The sequence below is a fragment of the Maribacter thermophilus genome, from assembly GCF_001020565.1.
Classification (GTDB): Bacteria; Bacteroidota; Bacteroidia; order Flavobacteriales; family Flavobacteriaceae; genus Maribacter; species Maribacter thermophilus.
Genome location: NZ_LDAS01000001.1, coordinates 358,959 through 384,201 on the forward strand (window position 1 = coordinate 358,959; position 25,243 = coordinate 384,201).

The following is a 25,243-nucleotide window of genomic DNA, read 5'->3' on the forward strand; positions in this document are numbered from 1 at the left end:
ACAATAATGGCAGATAAGGAATATTTTAAAGGAATAGATAAAATTAAATTCGAAGGAAAGGAATCTGACAATCCGTTAGCATTCAAATATTATAACCCGGATCAGGTTGTTGCAGGTAAAACCATGCGCGAACATTTTAAGTTTGCCATAGCGTATTGGCATACCTTCTGTGGCCAAGGGGCAGATCCTTTTGGTCCTGGAACACAGAATTTTGAATGGGACCAAGCTTCAGATCCTGTTCAGGCAGCAAAAGATAAAGCAGATGCGGCTTTTGAGTTTTTTGAAAAAATAGGATTCGATTACTTCTGTTTTCACGACTTTGACCTAATTCAGGAGGCAGACACTTTGGTGGCATCCGAAAAGCGTTTGTCCACTATTGTAGATTATATAAAAGACAAACAGAAAACTACGGGTACAAAGTTGTTATGGGGTACGGCAAACTGTTTTTCCAACCCGCGCTATATGAACGGGGCGGCCACAAACCCAGAGTTTAATGTTTTGGCCAGGGCTGGAGCACAAATAAAGCTGGCTATGGACGCCACCATGGAACTTAATGGAGAAAATTATGTGTTCTGGGGAGGTAGAGAAGGTTATATGTCTTTGTTGAATACCGATATGGGCAGAGAACAGGAACATATGGGACGGTTTTTGGCCATGTGTAGAGACTATGCTCGTAGCCAGGGCTTTAAAGGTAATTTCTTTATAGAGCCAAAACCAATGGAGCCTATGAAGCACCAGTACGATTTTGATACCGCTACCGCAATCGGATTTTTAAGGGAGTACGGTCTAGAGAAAGACTTTAAGATCAATATAGAGGTAAACCATGCTACTTTGGCACAACATACTTTTCAGCATGAAATTGCGGTGGCCGGTAAGGCAGGTATGTTAGGTAGTTTAGACGCCAATAGGGGAGATTATCAAAATGGATGGGATACCGACCAGTTTCCCAACAACATTCAAGAAACGACCGAAGCAATGTTAGTGTTCTTGGCAGCCGGGGGCCTACAGGGCGGCGGTATTAATTTTGATGCGAAAATTAGGCGTAACTCTACCGATTTGGAAGATATATTCTTGGCCCATATTGGCGGTGCCGATACTTTTGCCAGGGCATTGATCACAGCAGATAAAATAATTACATCGTCTGCCTACAATAGTCTTAGGGAAAAGAGATATAGTTCTTTTGACTCCGGAAAAGGAAAAGATTTCGAAGAAGGAAAACTGGACTTGAACGACTTGTACAAAATAGCACATGAAAATGGGGAACTTCCTTTAGTGAGTGGAAAACAAGAGTTGTTCGAGAATATTATTAATCAATATATTTAGTACACATATATATAGTTTAAAAGGTCTTGATGTATATTGTCAAGGCCTTTTTAGTTTATAGGAATGAGAAAAATAACCCTTAAGGATATTGCCCAGTATTTTGATGTGTCCATTTCGACCGTATCAAAGGCGGTCAATGATAGCCATGAGATCAGTAATGATCTTAAAAAGCGCATACAGCAATATGCAAAGGAAAATAATTACAAGCCTAACAAGTTGGCATTAAACCTGTTAAATAGAAGTAGTAAAACAATAGGTGTAATAGTGCCCAATATATTGAATTATTTTTTTGTGCAGGTATTGTACGGAATAGAGAAGGTGGCCAATGAACAAGGGTATAACATAGTTAGCTGTATAAGTAACGAGTCTTTTGAAAAGGAATCCAAGACCTTGGAGTTTTTAGATTCCGGAACGGTAGATGGTCTAATAATTTCCTTGGCAGAGGAAACCCAGGTAATGGAGCGGGTAGAAGGCTTACAGGCGATTTCAAATAGTCAGATTCCCTTGGTATTGTTTGATCGTGTGTCTGATCTGATAGCTTGCGACAAGGTTGTGGTAGATGATTTTGAAGCAGGTTATAAAACTACCAAGCACTTTATTAATATCGGATGTAAAAATATCGCATTTGTTTCTCCAATAGGCAATTCCAGTGTGGGTAAATTAAGATTGGCAGGGTATAAAAAGGCCTTGGAGGAGGCAGGTAGGGAGTTCGACAAAAAATTGGTCCTAAACTTTACCATAAAGGACGACCTAGATCTATTAATGTCCTTTCTTTTAAATTATAAGCCCATAGACGGTATTTTGGGTTTAGATGAGATTACGGCCGTAAAAATATTGCATATCGTAAAATCTAGGGGGTATAACGTGCCTAACGATGTATCCGTTATAGGTTTCACAAATGGTCAACTCTCACAATATGTCACACCTCCGCTGACCATGGTCAGTCAACATGGTAAATTTATAGGGGAGCAGGCGGCCGAGCTTTTGATCAAGAGAATAAAAAATCCAGAGGAACCTTATGAAACAAAAGTGGTGAAAACCAGTCTTCTGGTAAGGGAATCTACCAAAAAATTACAATAGCCTATATGTTGTTTGGGTGGGGGTGCTCCCAATCATTTCTGTAATCGCGCTGTAAGAGCCGGGTAGCTTCGGGATCGTTTAAAACTGTCCTGCTTTCGGGGTCATATACTAGAGGTCTCTTTAGGTCCATAGATAGGTTGGCCAAAATACAACTGGCCGTAGAAATGTGCCCTTCTTCAATATCGGCAATAGGTCTTGTGTTGTTTTCAATGGCTTCCAGAAAGTTGATCATGTGTCTTCTGGTAGCAGGTGCCGTGTGTAGTTCAATGTCTTTTTCGGTTACATCCTCTGGATATTTTTCTTTCTCCCACAATACATCAAAACGAATGGTTTCACTGCCATCACTAGGTACAAACTCCGCCTTCATGACATCACCTTTAAAAACTCCCTTTTCTCCATAAATAAAAAAGGCCCATGGGTATTCCGGGTCTGGGGCGTTGCCCCAAGTTCTATGTTGCCAAACACAGTTTAGGTCATCGTATTCAAAAACGGCGGTTTGGGTATCCGAGATGTTCGATTTGCCTTCCTTTTGAACATAAATACCACCTTCAGAGCTTATACGTTTTGGCCAGCCTAAATCTAACATCCAACGTACGGTATCTAACATATGCACACACATATCACCTACGATGCCATTGCCATATTCCCTAAAAGTGCGCCACCATCCCCTATGTGGAATACCATTGTAAGGCCTCATGGGGGCAGGGCCTGTCCACATTTCATAATCCAAAAATTCTGGAACGGGCCGTACGGCAGGGTTACCATTGGCACGCATATGATAGTAGCAACAAATGTCTACATGGCCAACTTTTCCCAATAGGCCTTTGTCCATAATCTGTTTTTTTGCCTCTATCAAATGTGGAGTGCTTTTCCGTTGGGTGCCAACTTGTACCACCTTATTGTATTTTCTTGCTGCGGCAACCATAGCCTCTCCTTCTATAACATCAACACTTATGGGCTTTTGTACATAGACATGTGCCCCCGACTTAATGGCTTCTATGCACATAAGGGCATGCCAATGGTCTGGGGTACCTATAAGTACAATGTCCAACTTTTCTTTGGCAAGCATTTTTCGATAATCGGAATACAGTTTGGGCTTTATACCGTTCTTTTGCCTTTCGGATACCAAAATTGCTACTTTGTTCAAAAAGTTGGAATCCACATCACATAAAGAGGTAACTTCTACATTGGCTATTTGAATAAGCCGTAGCAAGTCGCTAGTGCCGTACCAGCCACAACCAATAAGTGCCACCTTTTTTGGTGTTTCGTCTTTAAAAAAGCTAAAACCATAAGATGGCACCGTAGAAAAAAGCAATGCGGCCGATGTGCCTTTTATAAAATGTCTTCTGTTAAACTGTGATGGTTTGTTGGTCATAATGATCGGTTTAAAAGATAGGTTTTCAAATACTTAAAAATAGCCTTTATCCAAAATTCTCTTTTATAAATATAATTAGGAATGGCATGGGGTTCGAATATTACCAAATAATTCATGAATTTGTATTTGTTAATATATTCAAAACCCTCTTTTTTTTTGATTAATTCTTTAAATTGTACACAAAATCAAACTACAAATTATGCAAATAAAGGAATCTTCAGAAATCTACGATGTTATTATTGTAGGTTCGGGAGCAGGTGGCGGTATGGCCACCAAGCAATTAGCGGATGCGGGTCTTAATGTTGCCGTAGTAGAAGCAGGTCCGTTTTTTGACCCAGCTGACCCTGTTACCATGACCCAATTAAAATGGCCTTATGAATCTCCTCGTAGAGGAGCAAATACCGATCGAGCATTTGGCGAATGGGACATGTCTTACGGAGATTGGGAAGTGGAAGGCGAACCGTATACTCATGCGGAGGGAACCACCTTTAAATGGTGGCGTTCACGAATGTTGGGGGGAAGAACAAACCACTGGGGTAGAATATCTTTGCGTTTTGGGCCTAAAGATTTTAAGGGAAAGACCAGGGACGGTCACGGAGACGATTGGCCGATCGGTTACGAAGATGTAAAACCATACTACGATAAGGTAGATAAGCTCATCGGTGTATTTGGAACAAATGAAGGCTTGGAAAACGATCCCGATGGTTTTTTTCTTCCCCCGCCAAAACCACGTTTACACGAACTTTTTTATATCAATGGAGCAAAAAAATCAGGAATTCCGGTAATTCCGGGTAGGCTGTCCATGTTGACCAAAAGAATTAACAACGAACGTGGTGTATGTTTCTATTGTGGTCAATGTAGTAGGTCTTGTCAGGTATATGCCGATTTCTCATCAGGTAGCTGTTTAATATTCCCGGCCCAAAAAAGTGGGGGCAAAGTGAAGCTATACGTAAACTGTATGGTACGAGAGGTAACCACGAACGAAGAAGGTAAGGCAACCGGTGTTTCCTATATCAACAAAGAAGATAGAAAGGAATATAAATTAAGGGGAAAAGTAGTGGTGTTGGCAGCATCGGCCTGTAGCTCGGCCCGTATTTTGTTAAACTCAAAAAGTAGGCAACACCCGAACGGACTGGGTAATAGTAGTAACCTTGTAGGTAAATATCTTCACGATTCTACAGGGGCCAGTGCAGCAGGTTTTATACCTGGACTAATGAACCGTAAAACATCATACAACGAAGATGGCGTAGGTGGTATGCACGTGTACTCGCCATGGTGGGGAGATAACTCCAAACTAGACTTTCCAAGGGGTTACCACATCGAAGTATGGGGAGGTATGGGGCAACCTAATTATGGTTTTGGAATGAACCCCAACGATTTTAATAAGTTCTTTGGTCTAAAAGTAGGGGGGTACGGCGATAGCCTGCGTGACGATGTAAAAAAATACTATGGCTCTGTGATAGGGTTCGGTGGTCGTGGTGAAAGTATTGCGCGTAAAGAGAACTACTGTGAAATAGACCCAACAACCGTAGATCAATTTGGTATTCCTGTATTGAAGTTTCATTATAAATGGTCAGATTTTGAAAGAAATCAGGCCAAGCATATGCAAGATACCTTTGAAGAGTTGATCCACAATATGGGAGGGCATTATTTAGGTGAAAAACCAGGAAAAGATAAGGATTATGGCCTACATGCTCCCGGAGAAATTATTCACGAGGTGGGTACTACCCGTATGGGCGACGACCCCAAAACATCTGTAACCAATAAGTTTAATCAATTGCACGATGTGGACAATGTTTTCATCGTAGATGCCGGACCTTTTGTTTCACAGGCCGACAAGAACTGTACTTGGACCATTTTGGCACTCTCATGGCGTGCTTCCGATTATATTATTGAGCAATTAAAACAACAAAATATCTAAACCATGGATAGAAGAAAGAGTATAGAGACCATGATTCTAGGTGTAGGTGCTTCGGCATTGGCGTTTCATGGTTGTAACACAGAGAATAGTAAACCGGCAGAAGAAGTAGCCGTAAATACAGATACTAAGTATTTTGGCCGTACGCCGGCAGAATTGGAACGTATAGAGAAGCTCAATGCAGAACGATTGTTCACCGATCATGATATGGAAACCATTACGGCCTTAAGTTTGGTTATATTACCGCCAAAAGAACCCTTCGGAGGTCCTATTGAGGCCGAGGTGCCGGAAATGATAGAGTTTATGGGCAAGGATATTCCAGAAATGCAACCTACTTTAAAGGGCGGTTTAATGTGGCTGGACCATAAGTGCAACAAAGAATTTGGCGTTGAGTTCAAAGCAGCGACCTTAGAGCAACAGAAACAGATATGTGACGAAATTTGCTGGCACGATATAGAGAAGCCGTTGGATGAGCAGCCACTCGAAATACAATTTTTTGCTTTGATGCGAAATCTCGTGGTAACTGGTTATTATACCTCTAAAGTAGGTATAGCCGATTTGGGCTATAAGGGAAATACCCCTAATGTATGGGATGGGGTGCCACAAGATGTATTGGACCAACACGGAGTGGCGTATGATCCAGAATGGATTGCCAAGTGTGTAGACCAAAGTAAGCGAAATGTTATCGCTGAATGGGACGAAAACGGCAACCTGCTCACATAGAGCCAATTAAAGATGATATGAAGAAACTAGTTATAACCGCTATCCTATTGGGTAGCGGTTTTATGTCACAGGCGCAGGAAGTAGGTATACAGTTGTATAGTTTACGCAATCAGTTTAAAATAGATGTATCCAATACATTGGGACTTATCAATGAATGGGGTATTTCTAAAATTGAAGGTGGGGGAACCTATGGGATGCCCCTAGAGGACTTTAAGGAGCTTCTTGCCCAATACAATTTAAAGATGGTGAGCGTTGGCGCCGATTTTGGGGACTTGGAGAATGATATAGATAAGGTAATTAAAAACGCAAAAGATTTTGGTGCTACTTATGTCATGTGTGCTTGGGTACCTCACGACGATAACAAGTGGGACCTTAAAGAAACCCAACATGCTACCAATGTTTTTAATGAAGCGGGTAGAAGGTTAAAAGAAAATGGACTTACATTGGTATACCATGCACATGGTTACGAATTTAGACCTTATAAGAACGGTACCCTTTTCGATTATATGGCCGAAAATGCCACTGATTTTGCTTTTGAACTGGATGTGTTCTGGGCACAACATGGTGGTGCGGACCCATTGGCCCTAATGAGACAATATCCCGACAAAATGAAGTTATTGCATCTTAAGGATATGGAACATGGAATCGTGGGTAACAATACAGGGCACGAGGATGATGATACCAACGTGGTATTGGGGTCCGGACAAATTAATATTGCCGGGGTAGTGGCAGAGGCCAAAAAATTGGGTATAGAATATATGTTCATAGAAGACGAATCCTCTAGAGTGGTTTCGCAAGTACCCCAAAGTTTAGAATATTTAAAAAGCTTGGATTAGAAAAAATATTATTCCTTAATGGCCAACCCTATCATAGAATCTGCCGTACCATAATATAGGAACCATTTGCTCTTATAATAGACCAAGCCCTCTATAAAGGTGGTTCCAGCTTTATATTGTCCGCTTACCTCGTGCGGAAGGCTAGGGCATATAAAAGGGGTATCTAATCTGGCCAGTACTTTTGTAGGGTCGTTTTTATCGAACAATACTTGTCCGCCACAATAAGTACCTTCTGGATATTTGTCGGTTGCACCCTCGCCGTTTAGGTTTTTGCCATTGTATAATAAAAGAATTCCGTTATCGGTATAAAGGGCCGGGGGGCCGGGTTCGGTCAAATGACTGTCAAAATCGTTCAAAGTGGGTTTAAAGCTATGTAACAAGCTACCATCCTCATTTAGTGTAGGTTCCCAGTCCACTCCGTTTTTAGAGGTGGCAAGGTTCACAAACAGTTCTCCCCAATACATTAGATATTTGCCATCAATCTTTTTAGCGACCAATTTACCATCTTTTAATTCGGTGATGATAGCGCCCGATTTACTCCATGTATCCAAAAATTTTCCACCATGGGCATCTTCAAAAACGGGGCCTTGCTTTGTCCAGTTTCTTAGATCTTTAGATGTAGCACTTGATAGTCGGGCCACATCTTTGTTCCAGCTGGTATAAAGCATAATATATGTGCCGTCAGGGGTTTCCACAATACGCGGGTCCTCTATGCCTCCGGGCTGGTCCCATTGGGCAAATTCATCGGTATCGGGGAAAAGAACGGGAGTAGGGTATTTGGTAAAATCGATACCATTGGTACTGTAGGCCAGTCCAATTCTTGAAGTGCGCTCCCCTAAAATGGCGTCGGGGTTATCTTCCGCACGAAACAGTAGAAACACGGTATCGTTACGTACAATGGCACCTGGGTTAAAAACATCCGCCTTTTGCCATTGTACCTCCTGATTGGTAACGGGATCCATAAAAACATAACTGGAATCTGCTGTCATTATCGGATTCTTTTTTGTCTTTTCAAATCCTAAGAGCCACATATCCGCGCCGCGGTTTTTAACGGCTTTTTTTTGAGTTGTAGTATCTTTACATGAAAAGAAAGAAACCAATAGACAAAGAGATAATAACCTTACATCCATTTTGTTGAATTTTAATGATTTATTAGCATAATGGTAAGGTAATAATTTAATTCCGTTCTCGGAATATGACCTAATCTTTATGGGTGTTTTAATAAAATAAACGTATTTTTCATTGTTTAACCTTAGTATGAAATATTTCTATTATAGCCTAGTGCTACTGCTCTTGATATCCTGTGGGGAAAAAGAAAAAGAAAAAATGAATGAGAAAGCAATAGAACCACCTTCTCAAATAATAGATACAATAGAACAGGTTGATATTAAAAAAATAGATAAGCCAGACCTTAATAGTTTGGCGGATACCACCTTTGTGAGATTGGCGGATTACAGCGACAATTTTATGTACGATATGCGATATGCCACCGAAAATAATTTTTTAAAGGCAAAGGTTTATGACTGTGCAGAATGTTATACGAGGGTAAAAACGGTAAAAGCGTTGATTGCGGCCAACGAAGATTTTATGAAAAAGGGGGCAAAGATAAAATTCTATGATTGTTACCGTCCAAATTCTGTGCAGTATAAAATGTGGGATATAGTACCCAATCCGCAATATGTTGCCAACCCGGTAAAAGGTTCTATTCACAATAAAGGTGGGGCCGTAGACATTACTTTGGTGAACATGGAAGGTGAGGAACTGGATATGGGTACCGATTTTGATTTCTTTGGAAAACGGGCCTACCATGACAATTATGACCTTCCACAAGAAGTTCTTGACAATAGAAAATTATTAAAGGAAACTATGGAAAAACATGGTTTTTGGTCTACGAGAACCGAATGGTGGCACTATAACTTACAAGGAGCTTCCAAAGATCCGATAGCTAATTTTAAATGGGAATGCGATGAGAATTAATAACTACAGTTTTTATATAATCTTTATTTTAACATTTTATCTAATGGGCTGTACTTCAAAAGAGACGGTTATTTCCTTATGGCCAAAAGGGGCCGTACCCAATCAAATTACGAACAATTTAGAAGAAGTTCATGAAATAGACGGTATTCTTCGAATATCCAAAGTTCAAGAGCCTACCATAGAAGTGTATTTACCCGAAAAATCGATAGCTACAGGAAAAGCGTTTTTAATTTTTCCAGGGGGAGGTTATAGTATACTGGCCTACGACTGGGAAGGAACGGATATTGCAAAGTTTTTAAACTCGCACGGTATTGCCGGTATTGTAGTTAAATATAGATTGCCATCTAATGAGACACAGGTAGATAAGCACAATGTTCCCTTGATAGATGCACAGCGTGCCATAAGGCTGGTAAGAAGTAAGGCCAAAAATTGGAACATTGACCCAAACCAGATAGGTGTAATCGGTTTTTCGGCGGGAGGGCATGTGGCTTCCACATTAGGAACACAATACGACAGAAAAGTGTATAAGTCTATTGATAAGGCCGATGATTTAAGTGCAAGACCCGATTTTATGGCCTTGATCTATCCGGTAATCACCATGGGAGAAAAGACGCATCAAGGATCTAGGGATAATTTGTTGGGAGAACAACCATCTTCTGAATTGGTGGTGCAATATTCAAATGAACTAAATATTGATGAAAATACACCAAGGACCTTTATGGTTCATGCCATGGACGATGAGGTGGTAGTTAAAGAAAATAGCGAATACTTTCATGGTTTACACAACGTAAAGGCAAAAGAGAAGTGTGTATTGCATTTATACGAAAAAGGGGGGCATGGATTTAGCTTGGCAAAAGACCAACCCTATTTAAAAGACTGGACACAAAAGTTGATTAACTGGACCAACGAACCCCAATAAGAATAATTTTTCAAAAATTGTTCTTAGTTCTGGTCAACTTTTCTATTTTTGCAATCCGATTTCGGGATGTAGCGCAGTCCGGTAGCGCACTCGGCTGGGGGTCGAGTGGTCGCAGGTTCAAATCCTGTCATCCCGACGAATTGTAATATCAATTACTATCAAAAAACCTGTTAATCGTACGATTAACAGGTTTTTGTGTTTTTTGTGGGGGTTATTGGCGGCTATTGATGGAGTAACAAAGGTTGGCCAACCAATTTTGCCATTTGTTTTGATCAAACTCATGAAGGTTTCCGTTTGGTCCAGATAGTAAAATAACAGAGTCCCTAAAATTTTAGGGACCCTGCAAACTAACTAAACCAACAACTTAATATCCATAATTTTGTTCCAAGTCAGGAGCCTTTTCGATTTCAGACTGTGGAATGGGCAAATAGTACTGCCTGTCAAACCAAGGGCGGTTTACTACGGTATACTCTTCATTGCTCAAAGTACCGTCGATTTCTTTGGTCCATTTAAGTCCTTTGACGTCAAAGCCCAGATGTTCTTCGTTCATCCAACGTCTTTCGTCAAAGAAATTGTGACCTTCAAAAGCCAATTCGATCCGTCTTTCCCTTTTTATGGCTTCGTATAATGCTTCCCCGCTAGAGGTAATTTCGGGTAATAGGGCTCTTCGTGTAATTTTGTTTACATATTCCTGGGCGACCGCTTCGTTGCCCAAATGGTATTGCGCTTCGGCATAGTTAAGGTAGATTTCCGCCAATCGATATAGAATAAAGGGCCTATTTGGAGAGGTATCCGTAAGTCCCACTGATTCGTCCTGAAATTTTCGAATATTGTACCCGGTTTTGGATGAGTGCAGGGTGTTGCCCAAACCTTCGGGAGAATCGAGTCCGTGTGGAAAAGCATCCACATCTTCCGACAAGTAGTATTGCACATCACGGCCCCTAAACTGGGCCCCGTTGTAATTTAGGTTGGCATAGTAGCGCATTTCCCTATTGTCGTTCGGGTTGTTTGCGTCATAAAGGGGGCCGTCCGTAGAGCTTCCATCCGACATGTTGAACAACAATGCAAAGTTATGGGTGGGAGACGACAGGGCCCATCCTCCATATCCACTGGGGGCTTGGGTTTGGTTCCAAAGAGAGTTTACATCCGTTCCAAAATCATAGAAGGTAGCTCCGTAAGGCCGGGCGAAGAGTATGTCCTCGTTGGGCGACAGAAAAAGGTTTTGATATTCGGTTGCGTCTTGCACTTCGATGAGGTCCCTCGCCCCTACCAAATCGATCAATTCCTTGGCCGCGTCCGCGGCCTCTTGCCATTTATTGGGGTTGGAATAGTCATACAATGGTCCGCTTGGCTCAGTACCGGGGTCGTGGAGCTTGCTGGCCGCATACAATAAGGTTCTTGATTTGACAGCTAGGGCTGCTAATTTGGTCGCGCGGCCATATTCATTGTCGGGCCTGGTCTCAGGGAGCACACTTGCTGCCTCGTCCAATTCCGCGACAATAAATTGTACACATTCTTCATAGCTGTTTCTGGGAATATCAAAATTATCATTTAGGCCGACCGCGGTCTCTATAATGGGTACCCCGCCATAAAATTTTATCAGTTTACTGTAGAGGTTGGCCCTTAGGAATTTCATTTCGGCCTTAAGAACGGTTACCTTTTCGGTGTCCATTTGCATGGCCTCACTTTCATCTACTTCATCCAAGAAGAGTGTAATGTCTCTGATGTAATCCCAGTAGTTCCGCCATATGTCGCCCAGTACCCCTACATTGCTGGGGTTCCATCCGGCGCGTACCCTAAATAGGTCTAGGTCGTTAAAATTGAATTTGGCCTCAAAAGAGGCTCCCTCTATATTGAATCTGCGCGACCACCACTGGAATTTATTGATTCCCCAGCTTTCCGTACTATTGTAGGCGGTAAACACCAAACGTTCCAGTTGGTCGGGATTCGAATAGATAAAATCTTCGGTAAACGCATCTGACGCTTCTATTTCAAGGGCATCTTCGCAGCCAGCGGACATAAAAAATATGCCAAGGGCTAACAGGTAATAATATTTGAAACTTTTCATTATGCTTTCTTTTTTTGATTAAAAACTAAGATTTAAACCAACTGTGTACGTTTTTAAAGGGGTATAAGTGGCATCCCTAAAATTGTTATAACCGGTAGCTTCGGGGTCTAGCCCTAGGTCATAGATGTCGGAAAACATGGTAAGTAGGTTGTATCCTCTAAGAAATAACCTAAGATTGCCGAAGCCAACTACCTTCTCAGGAATAGTATATGCCAATTCGACCTCTTTTAGTCGAACAAAGGAGGCATCGTGCAACCAAAAATCCGCTCCCTGAAAATTATCGGCGTTACCACTTTGGTTGCCGCTGTAGGGGTCTCCTAGGCCAAAGGCTCTAGGATACCGCGAATCCCTGTTGCTGGGAGTCCATCGCTGATTAAAAACGTAGTCGGGCTTTGCCCCGTTTTGGTCAAAGAACACCAAGGTCTCCGCTTTTGCCTGGCCTTGAAGTAAAAAGTTAAAATCCAAGTTTTTATAGGAAAACCCTCCGAAAATACCGTATTGTATTTCGGGGATGTTTGATGATCCCACCCTAATACGGTCATCTGCATTGATGGTACCATCTCCATTGGTATCTAGATATTTGGGCTCGCCCTCAACGGTACCATCCAATTTTACCGGTGTCGATTCAACTTCGGCCTGGTCCCTGAAAATACCGTCGGTGGGGTAAACGATATAAGAATCGATAGGCTTGCCTTCCCTTTTTAATGCCTCGGGTACATCGGCAGCCTCCGCTAGGTAGAGAACCTCACTTTTGGCCTGTGAAAAATTGGCGCCCAAATTGTAATTGAAATCACCTAGATTGTGGTTCCAGGCCAGTTCAAATTCCACTCCGTAATTTTTTACCTCCCCAAAGTTCTCGGCGGGCAGCTCCAAGCCAACATAGTCGGGAATGGCAGCTACCCTTGTAGCAAGGATGTTTTCCCTTTTTTGATGAAAGTAGTTGAAATCGCCCGATAACTTTCCGTCAAAGAAACCAAAGCTTAAGCCGATGTTTTGCATTTTGGCGGTTTCCCACGTAACATCGGGGTTGGGAACGGTAGATGCGGTATACCCATTGAGTGCCACACCCGGACTTCCAAATATGTAGTAATTGGGTTGGGGCGTGTTGGGGATTCCTCCGTATTGATACCTTGTCAGGTATTGAAAAGGGGCTATCCTGTCATTTCCCATTTTAGACCACGAAGCCCTTAATTTCAGGGAAGAAATCCAGTTTGATCCGGCCAAGAAATTTTCTTGGTCCAAGGCCCATGAGGCTGCAGCACTTGGAAAAGTTCCATATCGTTTTCCCGGTCCGAAATTGCTCGATCCGTCGTGTCTAAGGGTCAGGTCGATAAAATATTTCTTTTTAAAGTCATAGGATAAGGAACCGAAGAAGTCCATTCTTGCACTTTCGCTGGAGATTCCGTACGATTGCTGTCCTTCGTCGCTGCCGGCAAAAAGTTCGGCGTGGTCGGGCGTAGGGAAACCTCTTTTTTCGGCCCAAAAGTTCCGGGTATCGGAGTTTAAGTTTTCCAATCCGACAAAGGAACTGAGGGAGTGGTTCTCTCCAAGAGAGGTAGAATAATGTAATGTGGCATTTAAAAGTACTTCATCGTATTTCCAAAAACTTTCCCTTAGTATGCGTTCGTTGCCCCGTTGAGAGAATCCGGTCTGGGGAATGTATTCATTTGTGCCTGCTTGAAAGGTATAGTACGTCCAAGGGGTGTACCACGATTTTTCATCGTTGTTCATTTTACGAACCCCGGCAAACCCTTTAAACCTTAGGCCATTTACTATTTTGTTTAAATTGATGTCTAGTGAGAACTTTCCTCTTAGGTCCGTACTTTTGGTATCGATAAACCCCGATTGGTTGCTGGACATTATGAATGGGTTGGCCCCGTTCTCGCCTCCAAAACCGGGTAGGCCATTCGGATAAAGGCCAACCTGGGTAGGTAAATTGGTATAAATGTGCTTATAGATAAAACTGTCGTCTACCCCCGGCTGTTCCCTATTTCCAAAGCTTCCCAGTAAATCGACCCCTAATTTGATATCATCGCTAATGTCGATGTCAAGGTTGGAGCGCACTTGTTTTTGCTTATAATCCAAAGACCCTGATTTATAGATTCCTTCTTGACTCAAAACATCGCCGCTGACAAAGTACTTTACACTTTCACCGCCGCCGGAAATCGAAATTGTGTTTCTGGATTCGGGCGAGGATTTCGCAAAGGTAAGTGCGGCCCAGTCGGTATTCGGGAATTGGATGGGGTCGGTACCGGCGGCATAATTCTGAATGTCTCCTTGTGAATAAGGGAGTTCGAGTCCGTACCTAGAGGCGATTTCATTTTCGTAAATGGCATATTGTTCCGAACTCATTAGACTAGGGGCTCTTGTGAACGAGGATATGTTGTAGGATGTCGTAAAATTTATTTTTGGTTTTCCTGATGCTCCCCTTTTGGTGGTTATCAAAATAACCCCATTTGCTGCCCTAGACCCATAAATAGCGGCGGCACCATCTTTTAAAACGGTAAGCGATGCAATGTCTTGGGGCGATAAATTGGAAAACGAACCTGCTTGAATTCCATCGATAAGAATTAGGGGAGAGTTATTGTTTAGGGTAGATTTTCCCCTTATGAGAATGGTAGTAGCGTCATCATCGGTATTATTGCCCGCACCGTTACCGGCTCCCGGAAGGCCGCCACGGTCGTTAATAATGAGCCCCGACGCCCTTCCTGCCAACGATTTGGCAAGGTCTTTATTCGATGATTGTTCTATCGATTTGCTATCGATCGTGCTAACGGAACCGGTTAGTTCCCCTTTCTTTTTTGTGGTATATCCGAGTACAACCACTTCCTCTAGTTTGGAAGCGTCCTCGACCATGACCACATTAATCGTGTCGCCATTTTTGACGGGAATCTCCTGGGTTGCATATCCGATATACGAGAATACGAGCACTGCATCCGCATCATCCACCTCTAAACTGTAATTGCCGTCAAAGTCGGTCGTAGTCCCTTTTGTGGTCCCTTTTACAATTATGGTGACCCCAGCGAGTGGACCTAGTTCGTCACTAACCGTCCCGCGAATTACAGATTGTGGTCGGGTTGTTTCATGGGAAGGCCACAGGACCGTTCTTTTATCTGTTTCGTCCCTTTCAACAGCATATGCCGTTCCCGTTAAGTGGACCAACATAATAAGAACAGACCTTAAAACCCATTTGTTTCCACAAAGGGGAAGGCATCCTTCATTTTTATTGAATCTGGTTTTTTTCATAGTTTAGAATTGTTAAGTTAGAATAGTTACAATGTGGCCTTTCCATTGAAAAACCATTGAACATTAGATAGTTGGAGCGTTGTGTGCTTTCCTTATTATTTCTAATTTTTAGAGGTCTTATGCAAAAGAATGATAAAAAAGAGGTGTCTTTTTTGTCGATTTTATCTTTTGATTACATTATTTTAACCTATTTGATAATAATGGGTATATCAACTTGTGAAGGGGGTAAAAACAGCTGATAGAATTTTCTTAGGGTAGACTTTGTTGCCAACCGGCATTTAATTGATTTAGCAACTTTTTTACCAATTGCGGATGTTTTTTCGCAATATTCAGGACTTCGGTAGGATCCTTTTTAAGGTCGTACAATTCGATGAATAGGGGCGGGTCGGACAATTGATTCTTGTTTTTCCACGCAACAAGGCGGTATTTTTGGGTTCGCATCGAATACCCCATTAAGTCGTTTTCAAACATTTGCCGATCCCATTGTTGATGCATTTGATTTTTAATCCGTTTTTCTACCTTATCGATGAGGGGGCCAAAATAGGTTTCACGCATTTCCTTGGTCAAGGGGTTGGCGGCCCACTCCCTAAGTGCGGGGTTCGGATATTGGCTAAAGACCGCTTTTTTCCATTCCCGGTCAGGGGTATGTAAGAGTGGTGAGAAGCTGAACCCTTCGAGGTGTTCGGGTTTGGGCAATCCGGCAAGGTCGCAAAGGGTGGGATAAAGGTCTACCAGCTCTACCAAGGCATTTGATTTTGTTCCTTTGTTTTTTTGGGGAATGTTAGGTGAATTTACTATAAGCGGTACACGCGTGGCCACTTCGTAGTTTGTGGCTTTGCCCCAAATTCCCATATCTCCCAAATGCCACCCGTGGTCGCTCCATACGACGATTATGGTATTTTCCCTTAGTCCTGCTTCTTCCAGGGCCGTTAGCATCCGTCCTATTTGTGCATCGACATAACTGACCGATGCCAGATAGGCATGTTTTAAGGTTTTGGCAAGCTCGTCGCCGATCGGCCCACTTTTGGGAATCCCGTGCCTTACCCGAAGTTCAAAGGAGGCATGGAGCCCCGTTGAAGCTCCGTCTACTGGAGGGGCGGGGTAGGTTGTTAAGGGAATGCTGTCTCTATGGTATAGGTCCCAATACTTTTTGGGTGCTTTCCAATCCAAATGGGGCAACTTAAAACCTAGGCCGAGAAAAAAAGGTTTGTTCCCATTTGCGGCCATATCTTTCATGGTGGCTATCGCAAGATCGGTGTTGTAGCCATCTATATAGGTCTGGTCGCTTACATCGGCACATTCAAAGGCGGGCCCTCTTCCCAAGGCATAATGGTCGATATTGGGATACTTTTTCTTTACTTCCTTTTGGTTGTCCTTGAATATCCTTTGGTTTTCTGCAAGGGCATAACCTCCCGGTAGATTGGGCTTTTCAAAAGGAACCTTTTCCGTTGCCGGCTTTCTGCTCCACGATTTTTCGTCGTCCGTAAATTTTCCATGGTAGATTTTGCCGCAGTACACCGTTTCATAACCGTTGTTCCAAAAGTGTTGCGGCAGCGTAACAATATCTGGATTTATATCACGAAAGTATGTGTAATTCTCAATGACCCCAATGGTTTCTGGCCTGGCCCCCGTCATTAAGCTTGCCCTCGATGGACTGCAGATGGCTTCTTGGCAGTAGGCCCGTTCAAATAATATGCCCTCGCTTGCCAATGTATCTAAATTGGGGGTAATCGCGATCTCTGAACCGTAGGCTCCTATTTCGGGTCTTAAATCATCGATGGCAATAAACAAAATGTTGGGTCTACCCATGTTTTTTTTGGTCCCAAGACCGTTTTGGGCATTACAGGCCAGGTGGGTCAAAAGACATACCACGGCCAGGGACACGCTTTTGAGGATGAATTTTGTCATCATTACCGTCTTTTTTATTGTCTGTTCCAAATAATGGGAAGAAACACGCTCATTTCACCCTGCCCGCGATTGCTCCAAGCGTAGTAAGGGATCAAATGTGTGGAATAGGTCGTGAATTTGGGCTGTTCCACAACGCTGTACATACCATTGGTTTTATCGTTTCTAATCAGAATATCACCGTCGAGTGTGGTTACCCCGCCTAGAAAATCGGGCTTGTAGCTTGGGGAGAACTTCAGGTCGGAGGAGAGGTATACATCTGTGATATCGGTGCCTTTGGGCAAGTCTGCCGATTCAATGCAATACACTACCGGACCTCTTTTAAGGGCTACCTGATTGCGTACTTCTTCTATTCTTGGGTGTCCTTCGATAAATTTTGTTTCCATGGGCATATCCATTTCTATTACATCCCCGGCGGACCATTTTCTGTTGATCTTTGCAAATTGGCCCGGCGTTACGTTTTCGACCGCTTCCCCATTGACCTTGATGGTAGTGCCCTTGGCCCACTGCGGAATGCGCAATAAGAGGTCAAAGGCATCCCCCTTGCATTCATTAATGGTGATTTTAACTGCCCCGTCCCATGGATAATTGGATTGTTGCCTTAGTTTTAAGGGTGAGCCATCCAGTAGTTCGGTATTTAGCTCATTGCCGCCATAGAGGTTTACCGCAATACCGTTTTGCGACTTGCTATAGGCCCATGAAGGGGATTTGGCAATTGTTCTGACGAGGTTTGGAGGACAACAAAAACATTCTAGATAGGGTTGCCTTTCAGGAAATTCGACATTCATCTTTTCGTAATCCAGGGCGCCGTCAATTTTTCTCAACGGGTTGGAATAGTAATAATGGGTTCCTTCCAGACTAATGCCTGACAGACCACTGTTGTGCAGTACCAGTTCCATGATGTCGCCATGTTTCGGATCGCCGCTCAACGATAACATCCTGTAATTGAACATAGAATTGCAAATGTTGGCACAGGTTTCGTTGTAGGCGGTTAAATTGGGCATCATATATTCGTCTATAAACCCTTCTTCTATCTTATCCAACCTCGACGAACGGCCATAATGCGTTTGCCCCACGGCCCCCGTAACGTACATTTTTTTATGCGTTACATTCTCCCAAAGCCTGTCCAATGCATCGATTAGGGCCTTTTCGCCGGTTTCGGCATACACATCGGCAGCACCCGCATAGTAATAAAGTGCGAGTACGGCATGGCCTACGGCCTCGGTCTCTTCCCTCAACGGAACCCGTTCTTGTACCATATCGCCAATAGGATATCCTTTTGTGGTTTCGTCATCCTCAATTTTGTACGTACCCCGCATGTTAATAAATTGCTCGGCCAGTTCTAGGTAGCGCTTGTCTTTAGTGGTTCGGTACAATTCCACCAGTCCCATAATTTGGGTTTGGTTGAAACCAAAGCGTTTTAAATGTTCTGGCTTGGGGGAGAAAAGGTTGTAAAGGTAGTCTGCATTCTTAATGGCAATATCGAGAAAATTGGTTTTGCCGGTTACCCTATTGTGTATACAGGCTGCGGTCATCAAATGTCCGCTGTTGTACAATTCGTGGTATCTTCGGTTGCTAAAGGGTTCAATATCATCCCTAATGATAATGGGCGTAGACAGGTAGCCGTTTTCTAACTGGGCCTGTGCGATGACCGAGATAATTTCGTCCAGTTCTTCCGCAATTTTTTCATCCTTGTTTACGGCATAGATGTAGGTAGAGGCCTCCATCCATTTGTAAAAATCTCCATCGTGCCACCAAAAACCTTTGTGTTCGCCTTCCTTAAGTCCTGCGGCTATTTTAAAATTGTTATAGGCATGGCCGATATCCCCTTTGAGGATTTCGCCCATATGCGGAACCATGGTTTCTTCGGCAATTTTCCACTTATCGGCCCAAAAACCTTCGGTCCAACGGCAATCGCCAATGTCTATTGATTTTAGGGCGACATGGGGGCTGTCGGAATAATTTACGATTCCCTTTCCCTCATCGAGGTTTAAGGCCAGTGTTTCTGTAGAACTGTGCGAGGAAGCGACAGAAGGCTCTTTTTTCTCCCCGGTGCACGAGATAACCTGAAATGCCAATAAGGCGAAAAGTAATTTTTTCATTTTAGTTGAGTTTTTTAGTAGTTAGTTTGATTGAAGGGGCCAATAGGCGTCCATTCTATCTATATCATCCTTTTCAAAGCTTTTTCTCAGCAGCCATCGAGGTCTCATAAGGGAACTCTCCCATTGGAACAACTCTTTGTACAAGGCTTTTACGATTTCTGGCCTTTGGGCCGCCAGATCGTTCAATTCTTTCGGATCTTCCTCTATATTGAAGAGCTTGGCAGGCCTATCGGGAAACCTTAATAGTTTCCAGTTTCCTTTTCGAATGGTACCCCGTGCATCTTTTTTCCAAAATAGGGTCTCGTGGGGTACTTTTTGGGATTTTCCGGTTAAAAACGGTAATAAGTCTACCCCGTCAATGTTTTTTAATTCATTTGCATTACCACCTGCGGCCGCATAAAAAGTGGGTAATAAATCCATTGTACTTATAGGTTTGTCGTAAGTGGAGTTGGGTTTGATTTTTCCGGGCCATTTCATTAAGAAGGGAACCCTGATGCCGCCTTCCAAATAATTCGATTTTGTACCGCTCAAGGGTAGGTTGATGGATGCATTTTTGTCCGTTGGCCCTCCGTTGTCATTCGTAAAAACGACAAGTGTGTTTTCGGCAATGCCCAATTCTTCCAACCTGTCGATGATTTTGCCCGCAGCCCTATCCAGGGCCAGAGTCATTGCGGCTACAATTTTGCGGTTTCCTTCGAGGTTGGGGAATTGTTCGAGGTCTTCCTTGGTGGCATCCATTGGTGTATGTACTGCATTAAAGGATAAAAAGGCAAAGAAGGGCGTACCTTTCTTATGGCTGCGATCGATGAAGGCCAAGGCTTCCTTGGCCAGTTCATCGGTCAGGTAGCCATTGTGTTCCTCAAAATTCCCAAAGCCTTTTTCCAGTTTGTTCAACTTTTCTTTGGGTTCTTTTTCATAGGGGAAATAATCGCGCGCGCCACCACGAAACCCGTAAAATTCGTCAAACCCGCGTTTCATGGGGTGAAATTTGTCTTCACCGCCGAGGTGCCATTTACCATAGAACGCGGTTGAATAGCCTCTTTTCTTAAGGTAATCGGCAATGGTGGTTTCATTGACCGGAAGCCCCATTGCGGGGCCGTCCTTGGCCGATACCGGACTCATGAATCCAGGCACATTGTTTTCTTCAAAACCAAAGCGCTGTTGGTACCTGCCGGTCATCAGACCTGCTCGCGAGGGACCGCAGGTAGGGTCGGTTACGTAGGCCTGAGTGAATCTTAAACTTTGTTTCGCCAACTTGTCCAAGTTGGGCGTTTTCATCTCTTTGCTTCCTTGAAAACCAAAATCCGCATATCCGGCATCATCGGCAAAAAGCAATACAATATTAGGCTTTTCCTGTGCCTTGCAGTGGATACAGCCAATCAATAATAGTAAGAATAAAAGTGTGTTTTTCATGTCAATTGCATTCATAGCCAGTTTCACTTATCTACAAATAAAATCAATTATGCCATCGTTCGATTGGATGATTTTATCCTGTAATGGCACTTTTTTAACCATTGTAGGTATGGTGGGTTTCAAAAGGTCAGCCTTGCTGTGCCAAGGGCGGTATTTGATTTTTGATTGCCCTAAAATGGTCCAATAATCCGGTTGGGCTCTTTTTGGTAATCAGCTCTTTTTTAAAGAGCGAACTGCCCATGCCGACACCTATGGCACCGGCATCAAAAAAGTGCCTTAGGTTATGCCCGTCGACTCCCCCGGTTGGTAATAGCTTTATTTTATTCAAGGGGGCGAGAACATCCTTGATAAATTGGGGGCCTAACTGCGTAGCTGGAAATACCTTAACGGCCGTTGCTCCCAAGTTCCATGCCCTGTATATTTCGGTTGGGGTGTAAGCTCCGGGGAAGATCGGGATTTTTTTACTTGTACATTCCAAAATTACTTCTTCATTTATAATCGGGGTAACCGTAAATTGACTGCCTGCATCCAGTGAGGATTTTAAGTCGGTAAGGTCGCAAACGGTACCTGCACCCACATTGAGTTTAGGGAAATTTTTACGTAGACTTGAAATTATCTTGGCCGCATTAGGGCTGTTCATGGTTATTTCCAAGGTAAAAAAATCCGCCTTAAGATAGGTTTCGGCTATAAATAGGGCCGTTTTTAGGTCATATCCCCTTAAAATACCCACAACGGGGGTTTGTTCAAATTTTTCCGAAGAGAAATCAGTATTGTTTTTCATGGAGGTTCAAAATTTTTTTTTGTCCTTCGAGAAGGGCTTTATCAAGTTGATTGGCATCTATGACGGTCAACTTACTTTTATCCAACACCGACGTCAAGGCCATTTGGTATTGCTTTGAAATTGATTCGGGGGCGGCCAGAATTACTTGGTCGGTATGGTGTTTTAAATAAGAGAGTTCATCGCCGATCAATAATCCACTTAACATCGCACCGTTTTCCTCAAGGTCGTGGTTATGTAGTATATGCCGGGCTCTAATACCAAACAAGGAGGAGGTCAATTTTCCGGCAAGGCCGAGAGAAACCCCATGTTGAAATGGATGATAGTGGGCTTCGTCAAATTGGCCATGTCTGATCGAATTGGATAGGATACTTTGTTTGCTTAGAACATCAAAAAGTTCTCCTGTCATATAATTGGACAGGTCCGTAAAGAAACCATCCTCAAAAAAAATGTGCTTGCTATGGGTTCCGGGGAGGATAAGAACGCCTTTTTCGAATTTTTTGACATAGTTTTCAAGCCCAATCGCCTGAACTTCTTCGCCGCGCATCATTCCGTAATCGTTCTTAACCCCCGAAACCAAGTATAGGTTATAATGGGGTGCAAGCTTGATCTTTGTGGTGTTAAGGGTACTGCCCGAAAGATCGATGGGAAAACTTGAATAGGGCAATTCTTTTAGGCCAAGATTGGAAGAGGCCATTCCGGAGCATACGATGTTGTATTTTTCATTTTCCAACCTGAGAAGTTTTAACTTGTCCTTTAAAAAACTTAGGTAAAACGACAATCGGTCCTTTTGGTCCTGAACGGCGTATTTTTGGTAAAGAAACTTAACCCCGTCTTCCGATTTTAACTCTTTAAGAATGGCCAGGTTGTCTAAATCTACCAGTCTTATTCGAAAATTCGAGGTTCCCCAGTCGCAGCTTACGAATTTTGTATTCATAGCTCTGGTATTGCTTTTGAAACCCTTTTTCTGATCAAATAGTCGTCTAGCGCAAATGACGAGCAATCTACTCCGATACCGCTGTTTTTGATACCCCCATGTGGAAGATAAATGTCGTATTTAACCCCGTTTATCTGTACTTCGCCAAACTCCAAGCGTTCTATAAAGTACTGTTGTACCTGGGCATCTTCGGTAAAGAGGTAGGAAGCTAGGCCAGCATCGGTTTCATTCGATAGCCGAAGGGCCTCTTCCTTACTGCTAAAGGGTACAAGAATGGCCACCGGACCGAAAATTTCTTTTTGCAGTACTTTAGCCTTTGAATCGTTTAGGAGGATTACGGTAGGTTCAAAATAATAGCCTGTTCCCGAAATAGGGTGGCCTCCACATAGAAACTTGCCTCCTTGATCTCTGGCCTCACCGACAATGTCTTCAATTTTTTCTACGGACATCCGATTGGCCAAGGGCCCCATGTCCCAGTGCTGGTCGGTACCGAAACCTACCTTCGTTTTTTCGAAAAGAGCCACTAGTTTTTCGGCAAAGGGTTCAATAATGTCCCTATGCACAAAAAGGCGGTTCGGTGCCACACAAATTTGGCCTGAGTTTCCTGTTTTTAGTGCCTTGGCAATTGATACGGCATCGTCGAGGGAGGCGTCGGGAAAAACAATAAAAGGGGCATTTCCGCCACATTCCATACTAAATCTCTTGATGGAGGTTCGGCTGCTTTGAACAATTAGTTTTTTGGCCGTATCCGTAGATCCGATCATGGTAATAAGTTGGGGTATTTTGCTTTCGCAAAGGGGTATCCCTACGTTTTCGGTATCTCCGCAAATAATATTTATGACTCCTTTGGGAAAATTGATTTCGTGGCATAGTTCGCCTAGGATGTAGGCCGAGAGAGGGGAGTATTCGGAGGGCTTTATTACAATGCTACAGCCCGCAGCAAGGGCAGGGCCTAGCTTAAACCCTAGGTTGAGCAGGGGGAAATTGTAGGCCAAAAATGCGACGACTACGCCTAGAGGCTGGGAGATGACCTTGTGTTCGTGGCTTCCTTCCCTGTCATCTATAACGAGGTCTGTTCTTTTTTTGATTTCCTGTGAATAGAATTGGAGCGAGTCGGTAATGCTGGTAAGGTCTTCGAGGGTTCCTGCCCATGTTTTTCCCATTTCATACATAATGCTCTCTCGAAGCAATTCGGCATTTTCGAGAATCTTGTTTCTCAACTTGTCGATCCATTCCAAGCGCTTTTCCAGTGGAAGTTTTGACCAGAATTCAAACCCTTGTCTGGCCGACTCCAAGGTTTTTTGCGTGTCGCTTATATCGGCCCAGGAAATCGTGGCCACTGCTTTTTCCGTTGCAGGGGATATTACCTCGAATTTTTTGTCGTTGAGCGCTGCTTTAAGTTCACCATCGAAGTATAGGTTTTTATGACCGAACTTTAGGTTGTCGTTGACTTTTATCTCCTTCATTAGTGCTGTATTTATGTAGTATATCTAAGTTTACGTCTACCCCCAAGCCGGGTGTTCTTGGTGCCTCAATGAGGCCGTCCGCTATTGAAAAGCTTTTGGTAGTGAGATGGTCCCTTAAGGGGTTTTCTGTCCTGTCCAGTTCCATGGTAGACAAATCGTCGAACAATCTTCCGGGGTTTTTGTCAAGGTTTGCGACAAAATGGACGGCGGCGCTTATGGCGATCCAAGTTCCCCAAGAATGTGGAACCACATCTTTACAGTAGCTTTGGGCCAAGGTAGCTATTCGCTTGGCCTCGGTCAATCCTCCGGCAGCGCATATATCGGGTTGGGCGATATCTACACATTCATTTTCCAAGAGTCTTTTAAATCCGAATTTTAGATACTCGCATTCCCCTCCGGCAATGGGTATCTTGGTCTTTTTCCTTAATCGACGATAACCTTCGTAGTCCTCGGGCGATACGGGTTCTTCGAACCACGATATGTCGTATTTTTCCATTTTATGGCATAGTTCCAAGGCTTCTTTGCAAGAATAGGCATGGTTGGCATCTACCATAAGTTTCATTTCCGGGCCTATGGCCTTTCTTACGGCAGCTATATAGTCGAGGTCTTCTTTGATGCTAAGGCCTATTTTCATTTTTACGGCTTTAAAGCCTTGTGATTTATAGAGCTGTGCTTCTTTCGTCAATTTGGTTTTTAGATCTTCACCCTTTGTAAAATACAGTCCGGTAGCGTAGGGCTGGATAATGGGGTTTTTGATTCCGCCCAGTAATACAGAAACAGGTTGGTCGAGCAATTTGCCCTTTACATCCCAAAGGGCTACGTCAATAGCGCTTATGGCGGCCTGTAGGGTGCCGCTCCTGGCATAATCCATAGACCTTCTGTACATTTCCTGCCAAAGTGTTTCGTGTTCCAGGGCTTCCTTGTCTATGAGGAATTGTCGAAAGAATTCAATGCCGGCTTTAATGACGTCGGCAGGACCGTACCCTTCTCCCCAGCCATAGGTTCCATTCTCCAAGGTTATTCTCACTAGGCAGATTTTACGGGCATCATATTCCCATTGTGAGAAGTAAAAAGGAGTACCGAGCTTTTGGCTGACCACAAAGGGTTCTATTTTTACAATTTTCATGTCAATTGTTTTATGGCTATATATTAAAAGTAGGCTTTGTTCTGCCGTACG

General features: G+C 43.3%; 18 protein-coding genes and 1 tRNA gene. 8 read left to right on the forward strand and 11 right to left on the reverse strand.

The annotated features are described in order from the left end of the window. The first annotated feature begins 6 nt into the window (after positions 1-6). Both xylA and AB657_RS01530 read left to right on the forward strand, forming a co-directional pair. Positions 7-1,323, forward strand: a complete 1,317-nt coding sequence (gene xylA / locus AB657_RS01525; RefSeq protein WP_047244889.1) for a xylose isomerase — start codon at positions 7-9, stop codon at positions 1,321-1,323. Between the two features lie 63 nt (positions 1,324-1,386). Further along, entirely contained in the window at positions 1,387-2,403 is a 1,017-nt protein-coding gene (locus AB657_RS01530) for a LacI family DNA-binding transcriptional regulator (protein WP_047244890.1), read from the forward strand. Position 2,404: 1 nt separating this feature from the next. On the opposite strand, the gene AB657_RS01535 is transcribed toward AB657_RS01530, so the two are convergent. Then, positions 2,405-3,778, reverse strand: coding sequence for a Gfo/Idh/MocA family protein (locus AB657_RS01535; RefSeq protein WP_047244891.1), 1,374 nt, complete (start codon positions 3,776-3,778; stop codon positions 2,405-2,407). Positions 3,779-3,977: 199 nt separating this feature from the next. Here AB657_RS01535 and AB657_RS01540 point away from each other — a divergent pair, with 199 nt between their 5' ends. The 3 genes from AB657_RS01540 to AB657_RS01550 are packed head-to-tail and all read left to right on the forward strand — an operon-like array spanning position 3,978 to position 7,255. Continuing rightward, positions 3,978-5,699 (forward strand): GMC family oxidoreductase, encoded by a 1,722-nt coding sequence (locus AB657_RS01540; protein WP_047244892.1) that lies wholly within the window; start codon positions 3,978-3,980, stop codon positions 5,697-5,699. A gap of 3 nt (positions 5,700-5,702) precedes the next feature. Further along, positions 5,703-6,419: a gluconate 2-dehydrogenase subunit 3 family protein gene (locus AB657_RS01545; RefSeq protein WP_047244893.1), complete on the forward strand. Its 717-nt coding sequence runs from the start codon at positions 5,703-5,705 to the stop codon at positions 6,417-6,419. A 17-nt stretch (positions 6,420-6,436) separates the two neighbouring features. Next, positions 6,437-7,255: a sugar phosphate isomerase/epimerase family protein gene (locus tag AB657_RS01550; protein WP_047244894.1), complete on the forward strand. Its 819-nt coding sequence runs from the start codon at positions 6,437-6,439 to the stop codon at positions 7,253-7,255. A gap of 8 nt (positions 7,256-7,263) precedes the next feature. Here AB657_RS01550 and AB657_RS01555 read toward each other — a convergent pair whose 3' ends face one another. After that, the gene (locus AB657_RS01555; RefSeq protein WP_047244895.1) at positions 7,264-8,385 is read right to left on the reverse strand and encodes a glycoside hydrolase family 130 protein; all 1,122 of its coding nucleotides are present in this window, start codon (positions 8,383-8,385) and stop codon (positions 7,264-7,266) included. A 127-nt stretch (positions 8,386-8,512) separates the two neighbouring features. On the opposite strand from AB657_RS01555, the gene AB657_RS01560 reads away from it, so the two are divergent. The 3 genes from AB657_RS01560 (at position 8,513) to AB657_RS01570 (ending at position 10,287) form a co-directional block, all read left to right on the forward strand. Beyond that, a complete protein-coding gene (locus AB657_RS01560) occupies positions 8,513-9,232 on the forward strand; it encodes a M15 family metallopeptidase (RefSeq protein WP_047244896.1) in 720 nt (239 codons plus the stop codon). A 43-nt stretch (positions 9,233-9,275) separates the two neighbouring features. Further along, a complete protein-coding gene (locus AB657_RS01565) occupies positions 9,276-10,151 on the forward strand; it encodes an alpha/beta hydrolase (protein ID WP_232304827.1) in 876 nt (291 codons plus the stop codon). A gap of 62 nt (positions 10,152-10,213) precedes the next feature. Beyond that, positions 10,214-10,287: transfer RNA gene (locus AB657_RS01570), tRNA-Pro, on the forward strand. Positions 10,288-10,515: 228 nt separating this feature from the next. On the opposite strand, the gene AB657_RS01575 is transcribed toward AB657_RS01570, so the two are convergent. From AB657_RS01575 to AB657_RS01615, 9 genes are all read right to left on the reverse strand, one after another. Further along, positions 10,516-12,219: a RagB/SusD family nutrient uptake outer membrane protein gene (locus AB657_RS01575; protein ID WP_047244898.1), complete on the reverse strand. Its 1,704-nt coding sequence runs from the start codon at positions 12,217-12,219 to the stop codon at positions 10,516-10,518. A gap of 18 nt (positions 12,220-12,237) precedes the next feature. Beyond that, positions 12,238-15,465, reverse strand: coding sequence for a SusC/RagA family TonB-linked outer membrane protein (locus AB657_RS01580; RefSeq protein ID WP_047244899.1), 3,228 nt, complete (start codon positions 15,463-15,465; stop codon positions 12,238-12,240). A 249-nt stretch (positions 15,466-15,714) separates the two neighbouring features. Then, positions 15,715-17,376, reverse strand: a complete 1,662-nt coding sequence (locus tag AB657_RS01585) for a sulfatase (RefSeq protein ID WP_232304828.1) — start codon at positions 17,374-17,376, stop codon at positions 15,715-15,717. 11 nt (positions 17,377-17,387) lie between these two features. After that, positions 17,388-19,472: a glycoside hydrolase family 127 protein gene (locus AB657_RS01590; RefSeq protein WP_084696360.1), complete on the reverse strand. Its 2,085-nt coding sequence runs from the start codon at positions 19,470-19,472 to the stop codon at positions 17,388-17,390. Positions 19,473-19,493: 21 nt separating this feature from the next. Next, entirely contained in the window at positions 19,494-20,885 is a 1,392-nt protein-coding gene (locus AB657_RS01595) for a sulfatase (protein WP_047247726.1), read from the reverse strand. Between the two features lie 127 nt (positions 20,886-21,012). Continuing rightward, on the reverse strand, positions 21,013-21,666 hold the full coding sequence (locus tag AB657_RS01600; protein ID WP_047244900.1) for a bifunctional 4-hydroxy-2-oxoglutarate aldolase/2-dehydro-3-deoxy-phosphogluconate aldolase: 654 nt from the start codon (positions 21,664-21,666) through the stop codon (positions 21,013-21,015). After that, on the reverse strand, positions 21,650-22,600 hold the full coding sequence (locus tag AB657_RS01605) for a 2-dehydro-3-deoxygalactonokinase (protein WP_047244901.1): 951 nt from the start codon (positions 22,598-22,600) through the stop codon (positions 21,650-21,652). The genes AB657_RS01600 and AB657_RS01605 overlap by 17 nt, the downstream gene beginning before the upstream one ends. Further along, entirely contained in the window at positions 22,597-24,066 is a 1,470-nt protein-coding gene (locus tag AB657_RS01610; RefSeq protein ID WP_047244902.1) for an aldehyde dehydrogenase family protein, read from the reverse strand. Before AB657_RS01610 ends, AB657_RS01605 begins: the two co-directional genes overlap by 4 nt. Continuing rightward, the gene (locus tag AB657_RS01615) at positions 24,023-25,192 is read right to left on the reverse strand and encodes a mandelate racemase/muconate lactonizing enzyme family protein (RefSeq protein WP_047244903.1); all 1,170 of its coding nucleotides are present in this window, start codon (positions 25,190-25,192) and stop codon (positions 24,023-24,025) included. Before AB657_RS01615 ends, AB657_RS01610 begins: the two co-directional genes overlap by 44 nt. Positions 25,193-25,243: the final 51 nt, after the last annotated feature.